The organism is Pseudomonas sp. Z4-20 (genome assembly GCF_051131955.1).
Classification (GTDB): Bacteria; Pseudomonadota; Gammaproteobacteria; order Pseudomonadales; family Pseudomonadaceae; genus Aquipseudomonas; species Aquipseudomonas marvdashtae.
The window spans coordinates 4,231,851-4,255,753 of sequence record NZ_CP071641.1 but is presented as its reverse complement, the minus strand read 5'-3'; the positions used below and the strand labels follow the sequence as shown (position 1 = coordinate 4,255,753).

The following is a 23,903-nucleotide window of genomic DNA, read 5'->3' as shown; positions in this document are numbered from 1 at the left end:
TGGTGCGCTTGGTGGGAACTATACCCACTAAAAAATAATGATCAACACTATAACCACCGCAGGGGGATAAGCGGGTTTAGCGGTATGTCGTAACCAAGTCTAGAAGCCGCGCCAGGGAAGGCGGGCAGGGGGCGGGTTGGGTTTATTTCTGGATGTGAGGCCGCGTACAGATGCCCCTGGTGGCGAGGGAGCTTGCTCCCGCTGTGCTGCGCAGTAGCCCCCGTTTGAGCTCAACCGCGAACAACAGCTGTTCGCCCTAAGCGCCTATGATTGCTGCAAGAAAGTCAGCCGCACCGCAAACCCAATCAGAAGGCCACCAAACAACCACTGCTGCACCCGCTGCGCTGTGGGCGATCGTTGAAGCCAGCGCCCCAGGGCTACTCCAGCGAAGGCATAGAGCACGTCGTACAACAAACCGACGCAGACCAATATCACCCCCAACGTTGCAAACTGCGCCAGCACCGGTCCGTTCTGGGGGGCGATGAATTGCGGCATCAACACCGAGCAAAACAATAGTGCCTTGGGATTAAGCAGATTGGTCAGCAGGCCGCGCTGCACCGCTTGCCAGCGTTGCCCTTCGGTTGCAAGGCTGTGGTCTTGAAGGTTCGGCAACAACGTGGTCCGCAAACACTGAAGCCCGATCCAGGCCAAATAAGCAGCCCCGGCCAGGCGCACCACATCAAAGGTCCAAGGCGCCGACTTGAATAGCACCGAGAGTCCCATCGCTGCCAGCGCGACATGACATGCCCGGGCGATCCCCAAGCCCACCGCCGTGGCTAACGCCGCGCCCTTACCCTCGCGGGCGCCGGTTTGCAACACCAGGATCATATCCGGCCCGGGCAGCAGATACGCCACCGTCAACGCCGTGAAAAACAACCAGAGCCCTGTCATCCCTACACCCCTTATTCGACGAATCAGTGCTGTCAGTCTATGGCCGAACAGCAGGGCAGGTGGTTGCGTAGTCGGCTTCTAATGATTCGTAAATTGGCATAACCTGCCAAGCACTCGAACTACTCAATCGGAAGATGCCAATTCATGAAGCTGGACGCCTTCGACCGCAAAATCCTCGCCGCACTGCAACGGGACGGCCGCCTGAGCAACGTGCAACTGGCCGAAGAAATAGGCTTGTCTCCCTCGCCGTGCCTGCGTCGCGTGCGGATGCTTGAGGACGCCGGAGTGATTCGCGGCTACCAGGCCATCCTCGACCGTGATGAAGTGGGCCTCGGGATGACGATCTTCGTCGGCGTCAAGGTCGAGCGGCACACCGACGAACGAGCCGAGGCGTTTCGTCAGGCGGTAATGGCTTTGCCTGAGGTGATCTCGGCGTTCCTGGTGTCAGGCGAGTCGGATTTTTTGCTGCAAGTGGTGGTGCCGGACCTGCGGGCCTATGACCGTTTTGTCTCAGGGCATCTGCTGAAACTGCCGGGGATCAGGGATATCCGCAGCAATTTCGCGATTAACACTGTGAAAGCGCCGGTGCCGTTGCCGTTGGGGCATTTGGCTGGAGGGTGAAGCACTGGCAATTCTCTGTCGCACACCATTCTCTGATTTTGCCTACAAACTAAGCGGGAGTCGCCCGCTACCCACAATTGCACAAATAGGAAATAGTGTTCCGCAAACGGACTATGCGACTGGCAACGAACAATTGACGTCCGACAGATTCTGCCGGCTTCGCAGAGCGCGATGCTTGGGGCAGTGGGGCAAACCTTGGAGGGATGGTCAATGTATCCTAATACGGTAATTGAGCTTTCAAGCACACGGCTCACATTGTTCCAGATGGTTCACAGACTCAGCACGGCCTCCGGCCGCGGAGGAGAAAGGAGACATGCCTACACCTCGTAGTTATCAAGCAAGCATCGAGCAATTGCATCAAGAGGTAGAGGCGTTAGCTGAAGAAATGAGACGCCCGACTCCAACTACGGTTCGCGTTACGCTGCTGCCGTTCAGCATCGGCGCTGCGTTCGCCCTGACCTTGTTCACCATCGTGGCTTTTGTCGCAAAGCATGTTTGATCCTCCTGCGCGACCGTCAGGGACGCCAACCCCAAAAACCCCAGACCAAAAAAAACCGGCCACCAAGAGCCGGTTTTTTTTTATCCCCCGTCAAAACCACACGACGCAGGACCAGAATTTGATTGGAGCGGGTGAAGGGAATCGAACCCTCGTTATCAGCTTGGGAAGCTGGAGTAATGCCATTATACGACACCCGCTCAGAGCGGCTGACTTTGTACCAGATGTCGCTTGGGATTTGAAGTTTTTCTTTCCGGACGGTGAGGTCATCCGTCCACGCAAGCCTCAAACCAGAGCGGTCGTTCGCGGGCGAGCCCCGTTGCCGGAGGCTTGCTCGCGACGACTTTTTTCAAATGGCCAGCGCATGGTAATCCTGCACGTAGCTGTACCGCGGTCGGCTTTCGTGGTGGGTCGGTTTCAAGAAGCTCAGCAACGCGTCGCGGCTGTCGCGGCAGGCGGCCTTGTGTTCCATGTCCAGGAAATGCCCGGTGGCTTGCAGCGTGGTGAAGGTGCTGTGCTGGACATGGTTGCCGAAGAGCCTGGCGTCGGTGGCCGAGGTGTACTCGTCCCATTCGCCGTTCAGGAACAGTACCGGCACGTTGATTTTTCTCGCCGCGTTGACGTAGCACTGCTGGTCGCTGTGGAGGATGTCATGGATGTGAAAGTGCATCTGCCCATATTCATGCTCGGCCAGGTTGCTGACGTGGCGATAATTGAAGCGCTTGAACAGCGGCGGCAGGTGTTTGCCAATGGTGCTGTTGACCAAGTGCCCCACACGGTGACCGTCCAGGCTGCCCAGGTAGTCCACGCCGCGTTCGAGATAGTCGCGCATCGGCGCGTTGAGCACCGGTGAGAACGAGCTGATCACGGCCTTTTCGATACGACGCGGGCGCTGGGCCAGTGCCGTCAGTGCCGCGGCGCCGCCCCACGAGAATGACAATACGTGCTCGGCAGCGAAGTGGTCGATCAGCTCCAGCAGGATCTGTCCTTCGATTTCCTTCGTCAGCATTTGCTCGTGGAGGTTGTGGGGCTTGGATTTGCCCGCGTAGGGCTGGTCGTACAACACGACGTTGAATTGCGGATAGAGGTTTTTGGCGGTCTGTGCAAACGACGCGGTGGTGGCCATCGAGCCGTTGACCAAGATGATGGTCTTTTGTGCGGCGTCTGCGCGATAGAACTCCGTGTAAACCCGATACTGACCCTGTATATCCAGCACAGCGATTTCTGGCCTCATGTCATAAGACTCCTGGCAAGCGGGTATGCGCGCAATGAGATTGCACGGGCAATGTGACAGGTAGGCATACGCCTGGAAGATAAGGCCCATGTCGATCCAGGAAAGCCGGTCGACGGGTATTGTTATGGCGGGCAGCTTGCCGGCGGATATGGCGGAACCTGAGGGTTCCAGCCGGCAAAAAGTTTCTTAGAGGTATGAAGTGACCAGTCGGTCACATTTCGGCCGACGGTTTGATTCAAGCAGGGGGTCGACCGTTGCGCAAGTGCTCTTTGAAAATTGCTCGACACTTCTGCCCAGCGGTCATCTGGCTCAGATCAGGCGGATTTCATCGGGGCTCAGGGCGCGGTATCGGCCCGGTTCCAGATCGACGTCCAGCACCAGCGGCCCCATGCGCTCGCGGTGCAGGCGCAACACCTTGTTATTGAAGTGCCCGAACATGCGCTTGACCTGGTGATAGCGTCCTTCAACGATGCTCAATCGCGCCGAAGACGGCCCAAGCAACGTCAGCTCCGCCGGTTGAGTGGTGAGGTCTTCGAAAGCGAAGTACAGGCCTTGGGCGAACGTGGCGGCGTATTCGGCGGTGATGGTCTGTTCGGTCTCGACGTAGTAGACCTTGGGCAGCTTGGTCTGCGGCTGGGTCAGGCGCCGCGACCAGCTGCCATCATTGGTGATCAGCATCAGTCCGGTGGTGTTGAAATCCAGGCGGCCGGCGATGTGCAGGTCGTCCTTGTCCGGTTCGTCGAGCAAGTCGAGCACGGTGCGGTGCTGCGGGTCGTGCGTGGCACTGACGCAGCCTTGCGGTTTGTGCAGCATGAAGTACCGCGCCATTCGGCCTGCCTGCAACACCTCGCCATCTACTTCGACGTGGCTGAATTCGCGCACTTGCGCGTGCGGATCGTTGACGGTCTGGCCATCGATCCGCACTCGGCGCTCCGCCAATAGCAGTCGGACCTGTTGGCGATTGAAACGCGGCAGATTACTGAGGAAACGGTCAACGCGCATGGGCAATTCGGGCAAGGAGGCGGAGGGCGGGCATCTTACGCCAACGGTTGGGGCTTGGCGCGCAACTGGTCGTCCACTCGCGCGCATTGCGGGCACAGGCAGGATTTATCGCGCAATTGCGCTGGCAGGGCCTCGAGCACGGCCGGGTCGATACTCACGCCATAGCACCAGCAGGCGCGGTCGGCGGTTTTCGGGTTGGCCAGGGTGCAGTCGTTGGCGGCGCCGCAGGCGGGGCAGAGGTCAGGTTTATTCATAACTCGAATGAGGCATCTCCACGCAGGTTCTGTTGGTTCCGGTTTGTCGGGCGCGTTGCAGGGCATGATCGGCCCGGGACAGCAGGCTGTGCAAGGTGTCCTCGTCCTGCAAGGTGGTCAGGCCGATGTTGATGGTGACGCGCAATTGTTTCCCGCTGCAAAAGTAGCGCTGTTGCTCAATGCGCTGGCGAATTTTCTCGGCGATCTTCAGACCGTTCTGTCCATCGGTGTCCTTGAGAAGCAAGGCGAAAGCGTCAGCACTCCAGCGGCAGACAATGTCCGAATGGCGCACGTTATTGGTCAAGTCGCGCGCGAATCCGCTCAACAATTGATCGCTGGCGATGTGGCCATGGGTGGAATCCAGTTGCTTGAAATTGTCCACTTCCAGCAGCAGCGCACTCAACGGCTTGGGTTCACGTTGGGCTTCGTGCAGGGCCTGCACCGCCAGCAGGTCGAAGCCCCGTCGGTTGGGCAGTTCGGTGAGGCCGTCAAGAATGGCTTGGGCATCGATCCGACGTTGATAGCTGACCACCAGCCGATAAAGCATCGCAAGTACGGCCACCGTCACCAGCAGGCCGATCAGCAGATTGAGGTACAACGCCTTGAGAATCGTGTCCCGCAGCAAGGTGCCGGCAGCGTAGTACCCCAGCAGCGAGGTCACCAGGAAGCCGGCACTCAACAAAATGGTCAGTACCAGCATTGGCGAGCGCGGGGAATACAACGGCGAACGAAGCGACATGGCGATTCCCTTGGAGTGATCCGATGGAATCAGTTTAGTGGCCTTGTGGGAAAAGGTGCCTGGATTTGTAGTTCGTGAAGCGGTGGAGAGGGAGCAGCCCCCTCGCCGGAATAAAGCAAAAGGCTACATGTTTCGAGTTATTGCCACGTCGCACCAGATTCCGATTTCACTGTCAGATTAATCGTCAGTCACCTCAATAGATGACTGCCGCCCGTCAGCGTCGCTGATGTGGCCCACCCGCGGTCCAGGAGGCCGCCATGTATCGACGACTGCTGTTCATTGCGTTTCTCGGTTTGACTCTTTCAGCCTGCGTGCCTTACGAGGGAGGAGGTTCGAACTATTACCGTTCCGAGGTCTACACCTCACCAGCGCCGGTCTATTACGGTGGCGGGAGTTATTATTCGGCCCCACGTGGCTACTACGCGCCACGGTACTATCAGCCGGCCCCACGTTATTACTCGGCACCGCGTTATTACCAGCATGGGCCTCGTTATTACTCGCCCCCGCGAGCAGCGTACCGGCCTTATCCACACCGGGGCGGCTGGGATGGCCGTGATCGGGGCGGCTGGAACGACGATCGCGGTCGTCGAGGCGGTCGTGATCGCGGACACGATCACCGGGGACGCGGCGGTCATGATGGACGAGGCGGCCATCGCTGACAGAGTGGCAGCAAAAAGCGGCGCATTGAGCGCCGCTTTTTTTATGCGTGCACTTTTTATACGGATCCCAGGTATCGCTTCCTCTATTGCCGCTCGCCCATTGTTCGATGACTACTGGCCAAAAGCGGCAGAAAAGCGGCATCCAGCGGAAGCCGATTGCCGCTTTTCTGGCATTGCCGCCGTGCCAATATCCCGCAAAGCGCCGGTTTACGGGGCTTTCTGCAAGTGGCACGCCGCTTGCTAAAGCCATCGTAAGTACATTTCTGGTCACCCAAAGGTTTCCGACATGAGCATCAGCTTCGATAAAGCGCTCGGTATCCACGAACAGGCCCTGAGCTTCCGCGCCCAGCGTGCCGAAGTCCTGGCCAACAACATTGCCAACGCCGACACCCCGAACTACAAGGCGCGCGACCTGGACTTCTCCAAGGTGCTCGCCGAGCAGAACGAAAAGACCAAGAACGGCCACTTCGCCTTGAACATGACCAACAACCGTCATATCGAAGCAGAAGGCCTGGGCAGCGGCGACGAATCGCTGATGTACCGCACGCCGATGCAGCCGTCGATCGACCAGAACACCGTGGACGCCCAACTGGAACAGTCCAACTACGCGGAAAACTCCGTGAACTTCCAGGCCAGCTTCACCCTGCTCAACAGTAAATTCAAAGGGCTGGTATCAGCCCTGCGTGGAGAGTAAGCCATGTCGATCGCGAGCGTATTCCACATCGCCGGCAGCGCCATGAGTGCCCAGACCACTCGCCTGAACACCGTCGCCAGTAACATCGCCAACGCCGAGACTGTTTCGTCGAGCATCGACCAGACCTACCGCGCCCGTCATCCGGTCTTCGCCACCATGTTCCAGGGCGGCCAGTCCGGCGGCAGCGACTCGCTGTTCCAGGACCAGGACGCCGCCGGGCAGGGCGTTCAGGTGCTTGGCGTGGTCGAAGACCAGAGCAACCTCGACGCCCGTTATGAACCAAACCATCCGGCCGCGGACGCCAAGGGTTATGTCTATTACCCGAACGTCAACGTCGTCGAAGAAATGGCCGACATGATTTCCGCCAGCCGTTCGTTCCAGACCAACGTCGAAATGATGAACACCGCCAAAACCATGATGCAGAAGGTCCTGACCCTCGGTCAGTGATAAGGGGCGAGTCACATGAGCGTCACCAACACCACCAGCGGTTTGAGCCTCAACGAGATTCTGGCCAACTCCTCGGTCAAGACCAACACCGCCACCGATACCCTGGGTACGGTGACCGGCACGGCGACCGGCAAGAAGGAATTGGGCAAGGATGCGTTCCTGCAACTGCTCGTGACCCAGCTGAAAAACCAGAACCCGCTGGAGCCTCAGGACAACGGTGAGTTCGTTGCCCAGCTGGCGCAATTCAGCAGCCTGGAAGGCATCACCACGCTCAACCAGACCGTGAGCGGCATCGCTGGCAACTACAACTCGTCCCAGGCCTTGCAGGCTTCGTCGCTGGTGGGTCGCTCGGTCATCGCGCCTGGTGACAAGGCGGTGGTCGATACCTCCAAGAGCCTCAACGGCACGGTGGTGGTGCCGGCATCGGTGTCCTCTGTCGCCGTCAAGATCGTGGACAAGGACGGCAAGACCGTTCGCACCATCGACCTGGGCAGCCAGAACGCCGGCAAATCGGCATTCATCTGGGACGGCAAGAACGATGCGGGCGCGACGGTCGAGTCGGGCACGTACACCTTCGCGGCCTCGACCACCATCGATGGCAAGGCCACGTCGCTGATCACCCACCTGCCGGCCACGGTCAGCAGCGTGACGATCAGCCAGACGGGCGGTGAGCTGATGCTCAACCTGGCCGGGCTGGGCAGCATTGCCCTGTCCAAAGTACAAACTATTGGTATGTAGAGCCGACTAACCGGCAAAAGGAGTCAACATGTCTTTCAACATCGGCCTTAGCGGTCTCTATGCTGCCAACAAACAGCTGGACGTGACCGGCAACAACATCGCCAACGTGGCGACCACCGGTTTCAAATCGTCCCGCGCGGAATTCGAAGACGTCTACTCGGCCACCAAGCTGGGTTCGGGTTCAAAGACCGTCGGCAACGGCGTGCGCCTGGCCAACGTTTCCCAGCAGTTTGGCCAGGGTGACGTGAACAACACCGGTAACGTATTGGACATGGGTATCCAGGGCCAGGGCTTCTTTGTCCTGAGCAACGACGGTTCCCTGAGCTACACCCGTGCCGGTACTTTCAAGACCGACAAGGAAGGCTACGTCACCAACAGCGATGGCACTGCACGCCTGCAGGGTTATGGCGTGGATGCCAACGGCAAGATCCAGAACGGTATCCTGACCGACCTGCGCATCGACACCTCGAACCTGCCGCCGAGCGCCACCAGCCTGGTTTCGTCGACGATCAACCTGAACTCCACGGCGACGCCGATCACCGCCGCGTTCAATCCGACCGACACGGCCACGTTCACCAAGCAGTTCACCACCCCGGTCTATGATAGCCAGGGTAACCAGCACTCCATGGACCAGTACATGGTCAAGACGGGCTCCAACACCTGGAACGTCTATACCTTGATCGACGGTCGCAACCTCAACGGTAGCTTGCCAACCACGACCGGTGCGACCGCGCCTGTTCCGTCGACCATGAACTTCGATGCGAACGGCAAATTGACGACGGTCACCACTCCGCCCGCGACGGTCAATAGCGATCTGGTATTGACTGGCTGGGTTCCTGGCACCGTGACCAACGGAACATGGACCGCCAACGGCGCCGCGAGTGCACCGACAATCACGATCTCCATGGGCACCACCACCCAGTTCAACGCCGACACCGCTCGTTCGATCCCGGCCCAGAACGGCTACGCCACTGGCCAGATCACCAACCTGACCATCGACGGCAGCGGTGTATTGCTGGCCAACTTCAGCAACAACCAGACCAAGCCGATCGGCCAGCTCGCGCTCGCCAGCTTCACCAATGAGCAAGGCCTGCAGCCGGTAGGCGGCACCAGCTGGAAAGAAACCTTCGCTTCGGGTATCCCGGGCTACGATGCTCCGCAAACCGGCACCCTGGGTTCGATCGTCTCCAACTCGCTGGAAGAGTCCAACGTCAACCTGACCAACGAACTGGTCGAGCTGATCAAGGCGCAGAGCAACTACCAGGCGAACGCCAAGACCATCTCCACCCAGAGCACCATCATGCAGACCATCATTCAGATGGCTTGATAACGTTGGTTGCTTGAAGGCTGCACGAAGAGCCCCTCGCAAGAGGGGCTTTTTTGTGGCGGCTCTTTTTGTGGCGCTTGTCCCGGACCACTCCAGGCCCCGGCTTTCTCCAGGCAAAAGAAAACCCCCGATAAACCAGCGGTCTATTGGGGGTTTCTTCAGCAGGCGCCTTGCAGCGCCTACCCGCTCAGCTTATTGGCAAGCTTCGCAATCCGGCTCGTCGATCGCGCAGGCCTTTGGCACTGGCGCAGGTCCTGCTGGAGCAGCCAGGACCGAGTCGTCACCGTGGTTGCCGCCGCTGGAAACCGCGTTCAGCTTGCCGGTGTTGATGGTCGACTTCTCGGTGCTGGTGGCGGCCAGGGCACGGAGGTAGTAAGTGGTTTTCAGACCACGGTACCAAGCCATGCGGTAGGTCACGTCGAGCTTCTTGCCCGAGGCGCCGGCAATGTACAGGTTCAGCGACTGAGCCTGGTCGATCCACTTCTGGCGACGGCTGGCAGCGTCGACGATCCACTTGGTGTCCACTTCGAACGCGGTTGCGTAAAGCTCTTTGAGCTCTTGCGGGATGCGTTCGATCTGCTGCACGGAACCGTCGTAGTACTTCAGGTCGTTGATCATGACCGAGTCCCACAGGCCGCGAGCCTTGAGGTCGCGAACCAGGTACGGGTTGATCACGGTGAATTCGCCCGACAGGTTCGATTTCACATACAGGTTCTGATAGGTCGGTTCGATCGACTGCGAGACGCCGGTGATGTTGGCGATGGTCGCGGTCGGCGCGATGGCCATGATGTTGGAGTTACGGATGCCTTTCTGTACACGGGCGCGAACCGGTGCCCAGTCCAGGGATTCGTTCAGGTCGACATCGATGTACTTCTGGCCGCGCTGTTCGATCAGGATCTGTTGCGAGTCCAGCGGCAGGATACCCTTGGACCACAGCGAGCCCTGGAACGTCTCGTAGGCGCCACGCTCGTCGGCCAGGTCGCAGGAAGCCTGGATCGCGTAGTAGCTGACCGCTTCCATGGACTTGTCGGCGAACTCGACCGCGGCGTCCGAACCGTACGGGATGTGCTGCAGGTACAGCGCGTCCTGGAAGCCCATGATGCCCAGGCCGACCGGACGGTGCTTGAAGTTGGAGTTCTTCGCTTGCGGCACCGAGTAGTAGTTGATGTCGATCACGTTGTCGAGCATGCGCACGGCCGTGTTCACGGTGCGTTGCAGCTTGGCGGTGTCCAGCTTGCCGTCATTGATGTGATTCGGCAGGTTGATCGAGCCCAGGTTGCAGACTGCGATCTCGTCCTTGTTGGTGTTCAGGGTGATCTCGGTGCACAGGTTCGAGCTGTGGACCACGCCCACGTGCTGCTGCGGGCTGCGCAGGTTGCACGGGTCCTTGAAGGTCAGCCATGGGTGGCCGGTTTCGAACAGCATCGAGAGCATCTTGCGCCACAGGTCTTTGGCCTGGACGACTTTGAACAGCTTGATCTTGTTGTACTCGGTCAGGGCTTCGTAGTACTCGTAGCGCTCTTCGAAGGCCTTGCCGGTCAGGTCGTGCAGGTCCGGTACTTCGGATGGCGAGAACAGGGTCCACTTGCCGTCGTCGAAGACGCGCTTCATGAACAGGTCCGGGATCCAGTTGGCGGTGTTCATGTCGTGGGTACGACGACGATCATCACCGGTGTTCTTGCGCAGCTCGATGAACTCTTCGATGTCCATGTGCCAGGTTTCCAGGTAGGCACAGACCGCGCCCTTGCGCTTGCCGCCCTGGTTGACCGCGACCGCGGTGTCGTTGACCACTTTGAGGAACGGCACGACGCCTTGGGATTTGCCGTTGGTGCCCTTGATGTACGAGCCCAATGCGCGAACCGGAGTCCAATCGTTGCCCAGGCCGCCAGCGAATTTCGACAGCATGGCGTTGTCGTGGATCGCGCCGTAGATGCCCGACAAGTCGTCTGGCACGGTGGTCAGGTAGCAGCTGGACAGTTGCGGACGCAGGGTGCCGGCGTTGAACAGGGTCGGGGTCGACGCCATGTAGTCGAAGGACGACAACAGGTTGTAGAACTCGATCGCACGGTCTTCGCGTTGCTTCTCTTCGATCGCCAGGCCCATGGCCACGCGCATGAAGAAGATCTGCGGCAGTTCGAAACGCACGCCATCCTTGTGGATGAAGTAACGGTCGTAGAGGGTTTGCAGGCCCAGGTAAGTGAACTGCTGGTCGCGCTCGTGGTTGATCGCCTTGCCGAGTTTTTCCAGGTCGAATTCGGCCAGGACAGGGTTCAGCAATTCGAACTCGATACCCTTGGCGACGTAGGCCGGCAGGGCCTTGGCGTAGAGGTCGACCATTTCGTGGTGGGTCGCGCTCTCGGCGACTTCCAGGAAGCTCAGGCCTTCGGCGCGCAAGGTGTCCATCAGCAGGCGGGCGGTGACGAACGAGTAGTTCGGCTCGCGTTCCACCAGGGTCCGTGCGGTCATCACCAGGGCGGTGTTGACGTCCTTGAGCGCGACGCCGTCATAGAGGTTCTTCAGGGTTTCGCGCTGGATCAGGTCGCCGTCGACTTCTTCCAGGCCTTCGCAGGCTTCGGTGACGATAGTGTTCAGGCGACCCATGTCCAGCGGCGCCAGGCTGCCGTCGGCGCGGGCGATGCGGATCGAAGGGTGAGCCTGGACCGGTGCGTCGGCCGGGGTGCGGATGGCGCGCTCCTTGGCGCGCGAATCACGGTAGATCACGTAGTCGCGAGCGACTTTCTGCTCGCCAGCACGCATCAGGGCCAGTTCGACCTGGTCCTGGATTTCTTCGATGTGGATGGTGCCGCCCGAGGGCATGCGACGCTTGAAGGTCGCAGTGACTTGCTCGGTCAGGCGGGCCACGGTGTCGTGGATTCGCGACGAAGCGGCAGCGGTGCCGCCTTCAACTGCGAGAAACGCTTTGGTGATGGCGACGGTGATCTTGTCATCGGTGTAAGGAACGACAGTCCCGTTACGCTTGATCACGCGCAGCTGGCCAGGCGCGGTGGCGGACAGATCCGGGTTCGAATCAGCGGCCAGCGGCGCGGTGCCCTGCGGGTTCTCGCGAGTTGTGTCGGTGTGCATGGGTGTCTCCACGTTCTCTATGTTTATTTGGGCACCATCACGGTGCCCACCGTTCCGTCCTGAAGCACTACAACCGACTGGCGCCGGGTATAACAACTTCGGGACAGTAGGAAGCGAGCCAGTGGCGCCGCTTCCATCCGAAGTTCTCGGGTCGCGAGCCTGGGCTCGAAACCGGGTTTGCAGGGGTGGCAGCAAAGGACTGCAACACCCGTACCGTTTCGGTCGTTCCAGACCCTGAAACAGTCGCCATCCGCAGGGGGCGGTCTGGACTTGGAAAAACTGTCGTGTTGCAGGAGGGCAGAGGCAAGAAAATCGCTTGAATTCTCTATCCAACTTGTGTTTGGTTTTTGGCCTGAAACCCTACATGTAGGGTTTTTTACGCGGCGGGCTACAAGATAATGCGTTTTGGGGCATGAATCAACGTGCTACCTGTGGATAAGCCTGTGCGTAATTTGTGTGCGAAACGTGGAACTGCTCTGTAGGCCGCGACCTTGCTGGAGCGCGGCTTTTTTCATCGATTTTGACGACTTGAAAACAGCCCGGGGTTTTTTCGGGCGCGGACGTTACCACACAAATCCAGCCCGACCGAACGCATTTGTCCGCTTGTTTTCTGTACAGCCGGCGTTTATACAATCGGCCGACGCATGGGCGTGTTTATCCTCCTTTGATATGACAAACAGACGGGAGGATCCGGGTTTCAAGCGGCCACAGGGTGAGTGTTCATCCTTTCTTTTTATACCTACAACAAGACGAGGCCCCCACGTGGAACAAGAAGCCTGGCAGATATTGATCGTCGAGGATGACCAGCGGCTGGCCGAACTGACCCGCGAATACCTGGAAAGCAACGGCCTGCGCGTCGCCATCGAAGGCAACGGCGCGGTGGCGGCGCAGCGGATTATCAGCGAGCAGCCGGACTTGGTGATCCTCGACCTCATGTTGCCCGGCGAAGATGGCTTGAGTATCTGCCGCAAAGTGCGCGAGCAATTTGACGGACCGATCCTGATGCTCACCGCCCGTTCCGATGACACCGATCAGATCCAGGGCCTGGACCTGGGCGCCGACGACTACGTCTGCAAGCCGGTGCGCCCGCGTCTGCTATTGGCGCGCATCCAGGCGCTGTTGCGCCGCAGCGAACCGGAGCCGTCCGTGCCGCAGAAACAGCGGCGCCTGGAGTTCGGTCCGCTGGTGGTGGACAACGCCTTGCGCGAAGCCTGGCTGCAGGGCAACGGTATCGAGCTGACCAGCGCCGAATTCGACTTGCTGTGGCTGCTGGTGTCCAACGCCGGGCGCATCCTGTCCCGTGAGGAAATCTTCACCGCCCTGCGCGGCATCGGCTACGACGGCCAGGACCGCTCGATCGATGTGCGTATCTCGCGCATCCGCCCCAAGATCGGCGACGACCCCGACCATCCGCGATTGATCAAGACCATTCGCAGCAAAGGCTACCTGTTCGTCCCCGAAGCCTGCGTAGACGCGGCTTCGTGAACTCGATCTTCCTGCGCATCTACGGCGGCATGTGCGCGGCACTGGTGCTGGTGGCGGTGCTTGGCGTGCTGGCCCTGCATCTGCTCAACCAGACGCGTGGCGAGCAATACCGCGAGCGCTTGGCCCATGGCACGTTTTCCCTGATGGCCGATAACCTGCGGCCGATGAACGACACCGAGCGTCGACGGGCGCTGGCGGTGTGGGAACGCCTGCTGGGGATTCCGCTGCAGCTGAGGACTTTCAATCAGACCGACCTCGACCTGGGGCAGCGCACCCGCGTGCTGCGCGGTCAAGTCCTGGTGGAGCAGACCGGCCCCCATGCGGCGAAGGTCTATCGGCTGGTCAGCGATGGTGAACAGTTGACGCTGGTGGGCGAGGTTCGCCAGATCAGCGAGCAACTGGCCCGGGCGACTATCTATCTGCTGGCCGATGAGCTGGTGCGTTACCCGGTGGCCGAGCAGCCCGGACGGCTCGCGCAACTGAAACAGGAAAAAGGTTTCGGCTTCGACCTGCGGCTGATGAAGGTCGAGCAGGCGGACATGGACGACGATCAGCGTCGGCGAGTATCGGAGGGCGATACGGTGATGGCGCTGGGCAAGGGCGGTGACTCGATCCGGGTCTTTGCCGGGATGGTCGGCACGCCGTGGGTCCTGGAGATCGGTCCGTTGTACCAAATGAATCCGTACCCACCCGAATGGCTGGTGCTGATCGCCGCGTTGGGGTTGAGCCTGATCGGTTTGATCGTCTATCTATTGGTGCGCCAGTTGGAGCGACGCCTGCGCGGCCTCGAGTCGGCCGCCACTCAAATCGCCCAAGGCAGCCTGGAGACCCGCGTCCCCGCCCGAGGCGCCGACTCGGTGGGGCGCCTGGCCGCTGCGTTCAACGGCATGGCGGAGCATTTGCAGCAGTTGCTGGCGATCCAACGAGAATTGGTGCGCGCGGTCTCCCACGAGTTGCGCACGCCGGTGGCGCGTTTGCGTTTCGGCCTGGAAATGCTCGGCAGCGCCAGCACGCCCGATGCCCGGGACAAATACCTGGCGGGCATGGACCACGATATTGAAGACCTGGACCGGCTGGTGGATGAAATGCTGACCTACGCCCGACTGGAACAAGGGTCGCCGGCGTTGAATTTTCAGCGGGTGGACCTGGATGCGCTGGTCAATCAGGTCATCGAGGAACTCGGGCCTTTGCGCGCCGGGGTTACCGTAGAGCGTGGCCTCTGCCTGTCCGCCGCCGATTGTGACGACGCCTGGGTCGAGGCCGAGCCGCGGTTTTTGCACCGTGCCCTGCAGAACCTGGTGGGCAATGCCATGCGCCACGCCAGATCCCGGGTCACGGTGAGTTACCAAGTTGGGCAGTTGCGTTGCCGGGTCGATGTCGAGGATGACGGACCCGGTGTGCCCGAGGCCGCATGGGAGCGGGTGTTCAAACCGTTCCTGCGCCTGGATGACAGTCGCGCGCGGGCGTCGGGCGGCCACGGGTTGGGGCTGTCGATCGTGCGGCGGATCATCCACTGGCATGACGGCCGGGCGTTGATCAGCAGGAGCAAAAGCCTCGGAGGAGCCTGTTTCAGCTTGAGTTGGCCGAGGCACCAGGACCGGTCTTGAGGGATGGGGCCCAAATCTCAGGCCTTGATCCCCATCAGACTCAGCAATTGCCCGTTCTTCACAGCAAATTGTCCGTGCAGTTCACTGCCATGACGCCACTCGGGCGACAGGTCAATCAACAAGCGCAATCGCACGTGCCCATCGTGCGCCCACTCCAGCACCTCAGCGTGTTCGAAGTAAAAACGCTGCCCGACGATCGGGTACAGCGCTTTGAACAGGCTTTCCTTCATGGAAAAGGTCAGGGTCACCAGCAGCGCCCGATCATCTCGCGAGACAGTGGCCAGGCGCAGCAGCTCGGGTGGCGTGAGGATTTCACCGGCCAGGCGCTCGGCGCGCTCAGGGTCGAGCAGGTTTTCCAGATCCATGCCCAGCCCTTGCCAGTGCTGTTTTTGCGCGACAATCGCCGCCGCCCGGCCTGTGCTGTGGGTGATCGAGCCGCTGACATGTGCCGGCCACACGGGCGCGCGATCTTCGCCGATGGGCGGCACGCAGGCTTGGCCGTCAAGGCGCAGCAAGGCCGCCCGGGCGCAGATTCTCCCGGCGAGGAACTCCGCCTGCCGCTTGGCCACCGAGCGCTGGATGCTCGCCGGCGGCTTGATGGCGCTGTTGGGGAAATCGTCAGCGACGAGCAACAGTGGATCGAAGCGAGTGCTGACCAGCACCGTATCGGGCAAGGCGTCGGGCAGCAGCCAGTGTTCATCCAGAGGCGAACAGCAGGCGGGCAGGGCGGGGAGTCGGTTCATGCCGGGCATTTTGCCGGGTTGGCTTGAGGCTGGGTAGTGGAAAGAGCAGTACGCGAAGATGCTTCTGTGGCGAGGGAGCTTGCTCCCGCTCGACTGCGCAGCAGTCGCCGGTAATCTTGGGACCGCTTTGCGGCCCAGCGGGAGCAAGCTCCCTCGCCACAGGTATTTGTTTCAGCTTGAAGGAATCGGTATCAGCCAAAGATCTTCTTGAAGAACTTCTGCATATCCGCCCACGATTTCTCATCGGCCGCCTTGTTGTAGCCGATGTCCGGCCCGCCATGTTCGCCATGGCTCAGGCGGTCGGCGTCCGGGTTGCTGAAGCCGTGCTTGGCGCCGTCGAGGCTGACGAATTTATAGTCGGCGCCAGCCTTGTCCATTTCGCTCTTGAACGCGGTCACGTTGTCGCCGGTGACCATGCTGTCCAGCGCGCCGTGTTCCACCAGGATCTTTGCCTTGACGCTGCCTGGAGTCGCCGGGGTATTGGTGACCAGGGCACCGTGGAAACTCACGACGCCAGCCAGCGGCAGGCCCTGGCGCGCTGCGTCCAGCACGACCTTGCCGCCGAAGCAGTAACCGATGGCGGCGATTTTGTCCGGGTCGGTCTGGGGTTGCTTCTTCAACAGATCGAGCCCGGCCTGGAAGCGCGCACTGGCCGCCTTGCCGTCCTTGAGCGCCGCCTGCATGAAAGCCATGGCGTCCTTGGGATGCTCGGTGTTCTTGCCGTCGCCGTACATGTCGATGGCCAGGGCGCTGTAGCCAAGCCCGGCGAGGTCGCGGGCGCGGCGCTTGGCGTAATCGTTCAGCCCCCACCATTCATGCACCACCACCACGCCGGGGCGCGGGCCTTTGACCGCGTCGTCATAGGCGTAATAACCGATCAGCTTCGTGCCGTCGGCACTGGTGTAGGGGATCTCCTGGGTCTGGATGGCGGCGTGGCTTGCGCCGCTCAAGGCCAGAAGTACAACAGCAAACAACCTGCGCATGATTGGATCTCCTTGAAAAGTTGTTCGGACAGACTAGCCGATTCATTCAGCCCAGGTTCAGAGAACGTTCAAGAGGGGTTCAGGGACCGTTGGATAACGTGGCTGCGAGTTCACACAACCACGGCTTCAAAAGGAACCTGATCATGACTCATATGAAAAAACTGCTGTTGGCCTTCACCGTGCTGGGCGCCAGCGCCCTGGCTCACGCCGACGATAACTTTGCCAGCCTGACGCTCGGCCAGACCAGCGACAAGGTCAAGAAGTCCAACGCCTTGAACAGCGCGCTGAACAACCCGAACGCCGACGGCATCATCGCCAAGGACAGCACCTATGGCCTGCGCCTGGGCCGGCAAAACGACCAGGGTCGCTACTACGCCACCTACGATAACGTCTCGGGCAGCCACAACGGCATCAAGTTGCGCCAGGAAAACCTGCTGGGCAGTTACGACCTGTTCTATCCGGTCACCAGCAGCACTAAACTGTTCGGTGGTGGCACGGCGGGCCTGACCAAGCTGACCCAGGATTCCCCAGGCTTTAGCCGCGACACCGACATCGGCTACGCCGTTGGCCTGCAAGGGGGCTTGTTGCAACAGATTTCGCAAAACACCTCGGTGGAACTCGGGTACCGTTACTTGCGCAGCAATGCGAGCACCGAGATGAGCCCGCACGGCGGTGACAAAGTCGGTTCGCTGGACTTGACCAGCAGCGCCCAGACCTACCTGTCCGCCAACTACACGTTCTAGGCAACCTGGGGATGAGCATGTCCAGCCGGATCGGCCCGAGGCGATCCGGCGCCTTTTGTTTGAAATCGGCTTTTTGATTGGCCTGGGAGCGGTTCATGAAACTATTGGTTGTCGAAGACGAAGCGTTGTTGCGTCATCACTTGCAAACCCGTCTCACCGACAGCGGCCATGTGGTGCAGGCCGTGGCCAATGCCGAAGAAGCCTTGTACCAGGTGCGCGAGTTCAATCATGACCTGGCGGTGATCGACCTGGGCCTGCCGGGCATCAGTGGCCTGGAACTGATCCGCCGATTACGCTCACAGGACAAGACTTTCCCGATCCTGATCCTGACCGCCCGCGGCAATTGGCAGGACAAAGTCGAAGGCCTGGCCGCCGGGGCCGATGATTACGTGGTCAAGCCGTTTCAATTCGAAGAGTTGGAAGCGCGGCTCAATGCCCTGCTGCGTCGCTCCAGCGGCTTCACCCAGTCGACCATCATCGCCGGTCCGCTGTTGCTGGACCTCAACCGCAAGCAGGCGTCCCTGGGCGACGAGCCGTTGGCCTTGACGGCCTATGAGTACCGCATCCTTGAATACCTGATGCGCCATCACCAGCAAGTCGTCGCCAAGGACCGCCTGATGGAGCAACTCTACCCGGACGACGATGAGCGCGACCCGAATGTCATCGAAGTATTGGTAGGACGCCTGCGTCGCAAACTCGAAGCGCCGGCCGGCTTTAAACCGATCGATACCGTGCGTGGCCTGGGTTATTTGTTCAACGAGCGCTGCCAGTGATTCGTTCGCTGCGGCTGCGGCTGATGCTGGCCGCCATGACCCTGGCGGTGCTGTTCATGCTGGCGCTGCTGCCGGCGATGCAAGGCGCGTTCAGCCTGGCCTTGCAGGAGTCGATCGAACAACGCCTGGCCTCGGATGTGACCACGCTGATTTCCGCCGCCCGGGTGGAAAACAATCGTTTGAAGATGCCCGCGCAGTTGCCCGACGAGCGATTCAACCTCGCCGATGCTCGCCTGCTGGGCTACATCTATGATCGCGAAGGGCGGTTGGTCTGGCGTTCGAAGGCCACCCGGGAAGAACACATCAATTACACCCCGCGCTATGACGGGCAGGGCAACCAGTTCGCGCGTATCCGCGAGGACAACGGCCAGGCGTTCTTTGTTTACGACGTCGAGGTCAAGTTGCTGGGCGGCCAGAGCGCCGCGTTCAGTATCGTCACCCTGCAGCCGGTGCATGATTATGAGCTGACCTTGCAAGGCCTGCGGGAAAACCTCTACCTGGGGTTCGGCGCCGCGCTGGCGGTGTTGCTGGCGCTTTTGTGGATCGGCCTGACCTGGGGGTTGCGAGCCCTGCGGCGCCTGAGCCAGGAATTGGATGAAATCGAAGCCGGCACCCGCGAAAGCCTCAGCACCGCGCACCCTCGGGAGCTGTTGCGGTTGACCGGCTCCCTCAATCGCCTGCTGTACAGCGAGCGCGAGCAGCGCAGCCGTTATCGCGATTCCCTCGATGATCTGGCCCACAGCCTGAAAACTCCGCTGGCGGTATTGCAAGGCGTCAGTGAGGACATGGCCCGGCGCCCCGAGGACCGTGGCCAGGCCTGGGTGCTGCAAACCCAGATCGAACGCATGAGCCAACAGATCGGCTATCAGTTGCAGCGTGCCAGCCTGCGCAAAAGCGGCCTGGTGCGCCATCAGGTGCGCTTGCGCCCCGTCCTGCAAAGCCTGTGCGACACACTCGACAAGGTGTACCGCGACAAGCGCGTGCAGGTCGTATTCGACCTGCCGGAGCACTGCCAGGTGCCGATCGAACAGGGCGCGCTGCTGGAAATGCTCGGCAACCTGTTGGAAAACGCCTATCGGCTGTGCCTGGGGGAAGTGCGGGTCAGCGTGCACCAGACCCTCGGCGGTACGGAGTTGAGCATTGAAGACGATGGTCCGGGCGTGCCGCCAGACCAGCGTGCGCGGATCCTTGAGCGTGGCGAAAGGCTGGATCGCCAGCATCCGGGACAGGGAATTGGCCTGGCGGTAGTCAAGGACATCATTGAAAGCTATGGGGCGAAATTGGCCCTAGGGGATTCGGAGCTGGGCGGGGCGGCGTTTCGGATTCATTTTTCGATGGTTTGAAACCAAAAAATCAGTTTTCCTGCTCCCGATAAGCCCCCGGCGTCACCCCCGTCCACTTCTTGAACGCCCGGTGAAACGCCGATGGCTCGGAGAACCCGAGCTGTTCGGCAATCTGCTGCAATGACAGATCGGCCCTTCCCAAATGGTAGATGGCGATATCCCGCCGCAGCTGATCCTTGAGCTCCTGGAAACTCGTGCCTTCCTCGCGAAGGTGCCGGCGCAACGTCTGGGCGCTGATGTGCAAATGCGCGGCGACGTTGTCCAGGTCCGGCCAGCGCGCCGTGTCACGGCTGAGCAGGCGGTGCAACTGGCTGGTCAGGCTGCGGCCATCGTCCGGTCGTGACAGCAGGTCAGCGGGGGAGCGTTCGAGAAAACGCTTGAGGGTTCGCTCGTCCTGCAGCAGCGGCATCTCCAGATAGCGGCCATGAAACAACAGGCTGTTGCGTTGCGCCTCGAACAGCCGCGGGCAGGGGAACAGCAGGTCGTATTCTGCGCCGTGGGGCGGCTTGGCATAGCTGAACGTCGCTTGTTCCAGGCCGATCCGCTGGCCGATCAGCCAACTGCCGAGGCGATGCCAGATGACCAGCAGGCTTTCGGCCAGGAAATGCTCGGGGTCACGCAGCGTCGACTCATCCAGGCTCAACCGTACCCGGTCTCCTTCAGCCTCCAGCGTCAGGCGCGGTGCGTCGGCAAACAGGCTGTAGAACAACAAACCGCGTTGCAGGGCCTTGCCCAGCGTCCGACAGTGGATCAACGTGTGACACATCATGGCAAACGTCCCGGGTTTACTCGTCACCCGGCCGAATCCCAGATATTCATCCTCCAGCGCCGACCACAGCGCCCGCAACAGGCGGGCGAATTGCTCTGGCGCGATGCGCGCACGCGGTTCGTCGAGCAGCTCAAGGCTGATGCCCAGCTGTTGCAGCAGGGGAAGGCAGTCGAACCCTTGCCGGCGCGCGCCACCGAGGGCTGCACGGGCGAAGTGACTGGCGATGGTGCGTTGGCGCATGGGCACTGATCCGTCCGTTAAGCGAGGCGATGTTAGCAGGGACTTCAGGCTCGACAAGGCGGATATCCGCCAAATCATGGAGTGGTAAGCGGTAGGTTGGCGGATATCCGCCACGTTTAGCCTTGTGTTTAATCCTTCAGAAATACACAAATACCGCCTGCGATGGCGCTTGTAGGGCGTTTCGCAAAAATGGCACGCGCCTTGCGATGCAGTTTGCAAGTCTGCAGCGTGCAGCCGACAAAAAACAAATCCCTCCAGTGCAGGAGGGTTCGCAATTGAGGTGTCGTGGACAACAGGCGGATGTTGTCACACGGGACTCTTGAGGAAGGTTTTGCCATGACGACTCGTCAGCCCCTGTACAAATCCCTGTATTTCCAGGTGATCGTAGCCATTGCCATCGGCATTTTGCTCGGCCACTTCTACCCGCAGACCGGCGTTGCTCTCAAGCCCTTCGGTGACGGGTTCATCAAATTGATCAAGATGGTCATCGCCCCGATCATCTTCTGTACCGTCGTCAGTGGCATCGGCGGCATGCAGAACATGAAATCGGTGGGCAAGACCGGCGGCTACGCGCTGCTGTATTTCGAGATCGTCTCCACCATCGCCCTGCTGATCGGCCTGGTCGTGGTCAACGTCGTGCAACCGGGCGTCGGCATGCACATCGACGTATCGACCCTGGACACCAGCAAGATCGCCGGTTTCATCTCGGCCGGTAAAGATCAAAGCATCATTGCCTTCATCCTCAACGTGATCCCGAACACCATCGTCGGCGCGTTCGCCAACGGCGACATCCTGCAAGTGCTGATGTTCTCGGTGCTCTTCGGTTTCGCCCTGCATCGCCTGGGTGCCTACGGCAAGCCGGTGCTGGACTTCATCGACCGCTTCGCCCACGTCATGTTCATCATTATCAACATGATCATGAAGCTGGCGCCAATCGGTGCGTTCGGTGCCATGGCCTTCACCATCGGCGCCTACGGTGTCGGTTCGCTGGTGCAACTGGGCCAGTTGATGATCTGCTTCTACATCACCTGCGTGGTGTTCGTGCTGGTGGTGCTGGGCGCCATCTGCCGCGCCCACGGCTTCAGCGTGATCAAGCTGATCCGCTACATCCGTGAAGAACTGCTGATCGTGCTGGGCACTTCCTCGTCGGAATCGGCCCTGCCGCGCATGCTGATCAAGATGGAGCGCCTGGGTGCCAAGAAGTCTGTAGTAGGCCTGGTCATCCCGACTGGCTACTCGTTCAACCTCGACGGTACTTCGATCTACCTGACCATGGCTGCGGTGTTCATCGCCCAGGCCACCGACACTCCGATGGACATCACGCACCAGATCACCCTGTTGTTGGTGCTGCTGCTGTCGTCCAAAGGCGCTGCCGGCGTCACCGGTAGCGGCTTCATCGTGCTGGCAGCCACCCTGTCGGCCGTAGGCCACCTGCCGGTCGCCGGCCTCGCGCTGATCCTGGGTATCGACCGCTTCATGTCCGAAGCCCGCGCCCTGACCAACCTGGTGGGTAACGCCGTTGCGACGATCGTGGTTGCCAAGTGGGTCAAGGAGCTGGACGAAGACCAGTTGCAGACCGAGCTGGCTTCCGGTGGTCGCGGTATTTCCGACGTTCGTGAAGACGACGAGCAGATCGCGCAAGCGCAGATTGTAGCGGCTGAATCCTCTGCCCCAGGCACTGTAAGGTAATCTTAAGGCTGCAATGAAAAACCCGCTTCGGCGGGTTTTTTCATGTGCTCGATTTCCACGGTAATTGCCCCAGCGCCAGTCCCTGCCTAGTCTTGAATGCATCATTCAAGCGGAGGTCGTCCATGCAAGGCCCACTGGCATCGCTCAAGGTTCTGGATTTCTCGACCCTGCTGCCGGGCCCGTTCGCCTCGCTGCTGCTGGCGGACATGGGCGCCGAGGTGCTGCGCATCGAATCACCGGATCGTCCGGATCTGCTGCGGGCCTTGCCGCCGCACGACCAAGGCATCTCGGCCAGCCATGCCTACCTCAATCGCAACAAGCGCAGCCTGGCCTTGGACCTCAAGCAGCCGGCGGCGCTGGAGATCATCAAACGGTTGCTGGGTGACCACGATATCCTGCTGGAACAGTTCCGCCCCGGGGTGATGGAGCGGCTGGGCCTGGGGTACGAAGCTCTGAAGAGGATCAACCCCCGGCTGATCTACGTGTCGATCACCGGCTATGGCCAGACCGGGCCCTACAAGGATCGCGCCGGCCATGACATCAACTATCTGGCCCTGGCCGGTTTGGCGAGCCAGACCGGTCGTGTCGACAGCGGCCCGTTGCCGCTGGGCATCCAAGCGGCGGACATCGCCGGTGGTTCGTTGCATGGCGTGATCGGGTTGTTGGCGGCGGTGATCGCTCGCCAGCACACTGGGCTGGGCCAGCACCTGGACGTGAGCATGACCGACTGTGTCTTCAGCCTGCACGCCATGGCCGGTGCAGGTTATCTGGCCTGCGGTGTGGAGCCGGGCTGGGAGCGCCAGATGCTCAATGGCGGCAGTTTCTATGACTATTACCGCACCCGCGATGGTCGCTGGATGTCGGTGGGCAGCCTTGAGCCGTCCTTCATGCAGGCGCTGTGCGACGTCTTGGGACGGCCGGAGCTGGCGGCCTTGGGACTGGCGCCTGAACCTGGGCAGCAGCAGACCCTCAAGCAGCAACTTCAAGCCGAGTTCGAGAAGCATGACTTCGCTGACATTTGCGCGTTATTCGCCCGGGTCGATGCGTGCGTCGAGCCGGTGCTGAGCCTGGAAGAAGCACTTGAGCATCCACAATTGCAAGCCAGGGAGTTGGTGACCACAGTGCCTCGCAGCGACGGTTCGAGCCAGGCGCAGCTGGCCTGTCCGTTGAAGTTTTCCCAAGGGCTGCCCGAGCCCCGGCACGTTGGTGCGATGCTGGGCGAGCATACCGACCAGGTACTGGAAGAATTGGGGTTCAGTGACGAACGGATTGCCCAACTGCGCGGCGACAGGGTCGTTGGGTAGTGTCATCAGGGCCCTATCGCTAGCCGGCGCATAACCAA

General features: G+C 60.6%; 23 protein-coding genes, 1 tRNA gene and 1 pseudogene. 15 read left to right on the top strand and 10 right to left on the bottom strand.

Annotation, left to right across the window (positions count from 1 at the left end; genetic code table 11):
- Positions 1-264 precede the first annotated feature (264 nt).
- Complete coding sequence (locus J3P82_RS19430; RefSeq protein WP_434558257.1) at positions 265-891, bottom strand: LysE family translocator; 627 nt, start codon at positions 889-891, stop codon at positions 265-267.
- 144 nt (positions 892-1,035) lie between these two features.
- On the opposite strand from J3P82_RS19430, the gene J3P82_RS19425 reads away from it, so the two are divergent.
- Together J3P82_RS19425 and J3P82_RS19420 are read left to right on the top strand one after the other, a co-directional pair.
- Complete coding sequence (locus J3P82_RS19425) at positions 1,036-1,512, top strand: Lrp/AsnC family transcriptional regulator (RefSeq protein ID WP_434558256.1); 477 nt, start codon at positions 1,036-1,038, stop codon at positions 1,510-1,512.
- 313 nt (positions 1,513-1,825) lie between these two features.
- The gene (locus J3P82_RS19420; RefSeq protein ID WP_434558255.1) at positions 1,826-2,011 is read left to right on the top strand and encodes a hypothetical protein; all 186 of its coding nucleotides are present in this window, start codon (positions 1,826-1,828) and stop codon (positions 2,009-2,011) included.
- A 123-nt stretch (positions 2,012-2,134) separates the two neighbouring features.
- On the opposite strand, the gene J3P82_RS19415 is transcribed toward J3P82_RS19420, so the two are convergent.
- From J3P82_RS19415 to J3P82_RS19395, 5 genes and pseudogenes are all read right to left on the bottom strand, one after another.
- Positions 2,135-2,208, bottom strand: a tRNA-Gly gene (locus J3P82_RS19415).
- 149 nt (positions 2,209-2,357) lie between these two features.
- Entirely contained in the window at positions 2,358-3,242 is an 885-nt protein-coding gene (locus J3P82_RS19410) for an alpha/beta fold hydrolase (protein ID WP_434558254.1), read from the bottom strand.
- Positions 3,243-3,551: 309 nt separating this feature from the next.
- The gene (locus tag J3P82_RS19405) at positions 3,552-4,244 is read right to left on the bottom strand and encodes a pseudouridine synthase (protein ID WP_434558253.1); all 693 of its coding nucleotides are present in this window, start codon (positions 4,242-4,244) and stop codon (positions 3,552-3,554) included.
- A 35-nt stretch (positions 4,245-4,279) separates the two neighbouring features.
- On the bottom strand, positions 4,280-4,498 hold the full coding sequence (locus J3P82_RS19400; RefSeq protein WP_434558252.1) for a cysteine-rich CWC family protein: 219 nt from the start codon (positions 4,496-4,498) through the stop codon (positions 4,280-4,282).
- Positions 4,491-5,108, bottom strand: a pseudogene (locus J3P82_RS19395) (GGDEF domain-containing protein); the annotation flags it as partial. The gene J3P82_RS19400 and the pseudogene J3P82_RS19395, both read right to left, overlap by 8 nt.
- 386 nt (positions 5,109-5,494) lie before the next feature.
- Here J3P82_RS19395 and J3P82_RS19390 point away from each other — a divergent pair.
- The 6 genes from J3P82_RS19390 to flgE are packed head-to-tail and all read left to right on the top strand — an operon-like array spanning position 5,495 to position 9,102.
- Complete coding sequence (locus J3P82_RS19390) at positions 5,495-5,896, top strand: hypothetical protein (RefSeq protein WP_434558251.1); 402 nt, start codon at positions 5,495-5,497, stop codon at positions 5,894-5,896.
- The gene (locus J3P82_RS19385; RefSeq protein WP_434563979.1) at positions 5,784-6,140 is read left to right on the top strand and encodes a hypothetical protein; all 357 of its coding nucleotides are present in this window, start codon (positions 5,784-5,786) and stop codon (positions 6,138-6,140) included. Before J3P82_RS19390 ends, J3P82_RS19385 begins: the two co-directional genes overlap by 113 nt.
- Positions 6,141-6,182: 42 nt before the next feature.
- Positions 6,183-6,590, top strand: a complete 408-nt coding sequence (flgB, locus tag J3P82_RS19380; protein ID WP_186615027.1) for a flagellar basal body rod protein FlgB — start codon at positions 6,183-6,185, stop codon at positions 6,588-6,590.
- Between the two features lie 3 nt (positions 6,591-6,593).
- Positions 6,594-7,037, top strand: coding sequence for a flagellar basal body rod protein FlgC (gene flgC, locus J3P82_RS19375; RefSeq protein WP_186644688.1), 444 nt, complete (start codon positions 6,594-6,596; stop codon positions 7,035-7,037).
- Positions 7,038-7,052: 15 nt separating this feature from the next.
- Positions 7,053-7,775 carry a flagellar hook assembly protein FlgD gene (gene flgD / locus J3P82_RS19370; protein WP_434558250.1) on the top strand — a complete coding sequence of 241 codons (723 nt, stop codon included), beginning with the start codon at positions 7,053-7,055 and terminating at the stop codon, positions 7,773-7,775.
- Between the two features lie 28 nt (positions 7,776-7,803).
- Positions 7,804-9,102, top strand: coding sequence for a flagellar hook protein FlgE (gene flgE, locus J3P82_RS19365; RefSeq protein ID WP_186640552.1), 1,299 nt, complete (start codon positions 7,804-7,806; stop codon positions 9,100-9,102).
- 192 nt (positions 9,103-9,294) lie between these two features.
- Here the strand turns inward: flgE and J3P82_RS19360 are convergent, their stop codons facing one another.
- Positions 9,295-12,186, bottom strand: coding sequence for a ribonucleoside-diphosphate reductase subunit alpha (locus tag J3P82_RS19360; RefSeq protein WP_434558249.1), 2,892 nt, complete (start codon positions 12,184-12,186; stop codon positions 9,295-9,297).
- A 762-nt stretch (positions 12,187-12,948) separates the two neighbouring features.
- Between J3P82_RS19360 and J3P82_RS19355 the strand changes: the two genes are divergently transcribed.
- On the top strand, positions 12,949-13,671 hold the full coding sequence (locus J3P82_RS19355; protein ID WP_434558248.1) for a response regulator: 723 nt from the start codon (positions 12,949-12,951) through the stop codon (positions 13,669-13,671).
- Entirely contained in the window at positions 13,668-15,278 is a 1,611-nt protein-coding gene (locus J3P82_RS19350; protein WP_434558247.1) for an ATP-binding protein, read from the top strand. The genes J3P82_RS19355 and J3P82_RS19350 overlap by 4 nt, the downstream gene beginning before the upstream one ends.
- A gap of 17 nt (positions 15,279-15,295) precedes the next feature.
- Here the strand turns inward: J3P82_RS19350 and J3P82_RS19345 are convergent, their stop codons facing one another.
- Complete coding sequence (locus tag J3P82_RS19345; RefSeq protein WP_434558246.1) at positions 15,296-16,021, bottom strand: 4'-phosphopantetheinyl transferase family protein; 726 nt, start codon at positions 16,019-16,021, stop codon at positions 15,296-15,298.
- A gap of 191 nt (positions 16,022-16,212) precedes the next feature.
- Positions 16,213-17,004 carry a dienelactone hydrolase family protein gene (locus tag J3P82_RS19340; RefSeq protein WP_434558245.1) on the bottom strand — a complete coding sequence of 264 codons (792 nt, stop codon included), beginning with the start codon at positions 17,002-17,004 and terminating at the stop codon, positions 16,213-16,215.
- 143 nt (positions 17,005-17,147) lie between these two features.
- Between J3P82_RS19340 and J3P82_RS19335 the strand changes: the two genes are divergently transcribed.
- From J3P82_RS19335 to J3P82_RS19325, 3 genes are all read left to right on the top strand, one after another.
- Positions 17,148-17,747 carry a hypothetical protein gene (locus tag J3P82_RS19335; RefSeq protein WP_434558244.1) on the top strand — a complete coding sequence of 200 codons (600 nt, stop codon included), beginning with the start codon at positions 17,148-17,150 and terminating at the stop codon, positions 17,745-17,747.
- A gap of 95 nt (positions 17,748-17,842) precedes the next feature.
- Positions 17,843-18,520 (top strand): response regulator, encoded by a 678-nt coding sequence (locus tag J3P82_RS19330; protein ID WP_434558243.1) that lies wholly within the window; start codon positions 17,843-17,845, stop codon positions 18,518-18,520.
- Complete coding sequence (locus J3P82_RS19325; RefSeq protein WP_434558242.1) at positions 18,517-19,863, top strand: ATP-binding protein; 1,347 nt, start codon at positions 18,517-18,519, stop codon at positions 19,861-19,863. The genes J3P82_RS19330 and J3P82_RS19325 overlap by 4 nt, the downstream gene beginning before the upstream one ends.
- Before the next feature lie 10 nt (positions 19,864-19,873).
- Here the strand turns inward: J3P82_RS19325 and J3P82_RS19320 are convergent, their stop codons facing one another.
- The gene (locus tag J3P82_RS19320; RefSeq protein ID WP_434558241.1) at positions 19,874-20,872 is read right to left on the bottom strand and encodes an AraC family transcriptional regulator; all 999 of its coding nucleotides are present in this window, start codon (positions 20,870-20,872) and stop codon (positions 19,874-19,876) included.
- A gap of 336 nt (positions 20,873-21,208) precedes the next feature.
- On the opposite strand from J3P82_RS19320, the gene J3P82_RS19315 reads away from it, so the two are divergent.
- Both J3P82_RS19315 and J3P82_RS19310 read left to right on the top strand, forming a co-directional pair.
- Complete coding sequence (locus tag J3P82_RS19315; protein WP_434558240.1) at positions 21,209-22,561, top strand: dicarboxylate/amino acid:cation symporter; 1,353 nt, start codon at positions 21,209-21,211, stop codon at positions 22,559-22,561.
- Positions 22,562-22,683: 122 nt separating this feature from the next.
- On the top strand, positions 22,684-23,865 hold the full coding sequence (locus J3P82_RS19310; RefSeq protein ID WP_434558239.1) for a CaiB/BaiF CoA transferase family protein: 1,182 nt from the start codon (positions 22,684-22,686) through the stop codon (positions 23,863-23,865).
- The last annotated feature ends 38 nt before the right edge of the window (positions 23,866-23,903 follow it).

Bases quoted from the DNA above. Each gene is read 5' to 3' on its own strand.
- flgB (WP_186615027.1), top strand. From the start codon at position 6,183: ATGAGCATCAGCTTCGATAAAGCGCTCGGTATCCACGAACAGGCCCTG.
- J3P82_RS19430 (WP_434558257.1), bottom strand. From the start codon at position 891: ATGACAGGGCTCTGGTTGTTTTTCACGGCGTTGACGGTGGCGTATCTG.
- J3P82_RS19315 (WP_434558240.1), top strand. From the start codon at position 21,209: ATGACGACTCGTCAGCCCCTGTACAAATCCCTGTATTTCCAGGTGATC.
- J3P82_RS19360 (WP_434558249.1), bottom strand. From the start codon at position 12,186: ATGCACACCGACACAACTCGCGAGAACCCGCAGGGCACCGCGCCGCTG.
- J3P82_RS19410 (WP_434558254.1), bottom strand. From the start codon at position 3,242: ATGAGGCCAGAAATCGCTGTGCTGGATATACAGGGTCAGTATCGGGTT.
- flgE (WP_186640552.1), top strand. From the start codon at position 7,804: ATGTCTTTCAACATCGGCCTTAGCGGTCTCTATGCTGCCAACAAACAG.
- J3P82_RS19425 (WP_434558256.1), top strand. From the start codon at position 1,036: ATGAAGCTGGACGCCTTCGACCGCAAAATCCTCGCCGCACTGCAACGG.
- J3P82_RS19335 (WP_434558244.1), top strand. From the start codon at position 17,148: ATGACTCATATGAAAAAACTGCTGTTGGCCTTCACCGTGCTGGGCGCC.
- J3P82_RS19405 (WP_434558253.1), bottom strand. From the start codon at position 4,244: ATGCGCGTTGACCGTTTCCTCAGTAATCTGCCGCGTTTCAATCGCCAA.
- J3P82_RS19320 (WP_434558241.1), bottom strand. From the start codon at position 20,872: ATGCGCCAACGCACCATCGCCAGTCACTTCGCCCGTGCAGCCCTCGGT.
- J3P82_RS19310 (WP_434558239.1), top strand. From the start codon at position 22,684: ATGCAAGGCCCACTGGCATCGCTCAAGGTTCTGGATTTCTCGACCCTG.
- flgD (WP_434558250.1), top strand. From the start codon at position 7,053: ATGAGCGTCACCAACACCACCAGCGGTTTGAGCCTCAACGAGATTCTG.
- J3P82_RS19330 (WP_434558243.1), top strand. From the start codon at position 17,843: ATGAAACTATTGGTTGTCGAAGACGAAGCGTTGTTGCGTCATCACTTG.
- J3P82_RS19390 (WP_434558251.1), top strand. From the start codon at position 5,495: ATGTATCGACGACTGCTGTTCATTGCGTTTCTCGGTTTGACTCTTTCA.
- J3P82_RS19400 (WP_434558252.1), bottom strand. From the start codon at position 4,498: ATGAATAAACCTGACCTCTGCCCCGCCTGCGGCGCCGCCAACGACTGC.
- J3P82_RS19385 (WP_434563979.1), top strand. From the start codon at position 5,784: ATGGCCGTGATCGGGGCGGCTGGAACGACGATCGCGGTCGTCGAGGCG.
- J3P82_RS19340 (WP_434558245.1), bottom strand. From the start codon at position 17,004: ATGCGCAGGTTGTTTGCTGTTGTACTTCTGGCCTTGAGCGGCGCAAGC.
- J3P82_RS19420 (WP_434558255.1), top strand. From the start codon at position 1,826: ATGCCTACACCTCGTAGTTATCAAGCAAGCATCGAGCAATTGCATCAA.
- flgC (WP_186644688.1), top strand. From the start codon at position 6,594: ATGTCGATCGCGAGCGTATTCCACATCGCCGGCAGCGCCATGAGTGCC.
- J3P82_RS19345 (WP_434558246.1), bottom strand. From the start codon at position 16,021: ATGAACCGACTCCCCGCCCTGCCCGCCTGCTGTTCGCCTCTGGATGAA.